General features: G+C 61.0%; 1 pseudogene. It reads left to right on the top strand.

The features are described 5' to 3' along the window. Positions 1-246 (top strand): annotated as a pseudogene (locus QSV46_RS40670) (aminopeptidase); the annotation flags it as partial.

Genomic DNA, 246 nt, shown 5'->3' with positions numbered 1-246 from the left:
ACCTGCTGGAGTACCCGCACACTTCGCGGGCGTTCCGTCATGACCTGGCCGAGCTGCTGCCCTACGGCGGACGTAACCCGCTATATGCCGTCATTCATGAATCGTCCTATGCCGACGGTGTGGTCACCGATTGGTCGGCTGCCCGGACGCTACCTGATGACTTCCGGGAGGACCCTACCCTCCTGACGGGTGAACACGTCATGCCGGAATGGTTTGACACTGATCAGGAGTTGCGGCCTTGGAAGG

Origin of the sequence: Bradyrhizobium cosmicum (assembly GCF_032290525.1) — a bacterium.
GTDB classification, from domain to species: Bacteria; Pseudomonadota; Alphaproteobacteria; order Rhizobiales; family Xanthobacteraceae; genus Bradyrhizobium; species Bradyrhizobium cosmicum_A.
The sequence above is the reverse complement of the archived record's forward strand: the minus strand, read 5'-3'. Positions and strand labels throughout refer to the sequence as shown.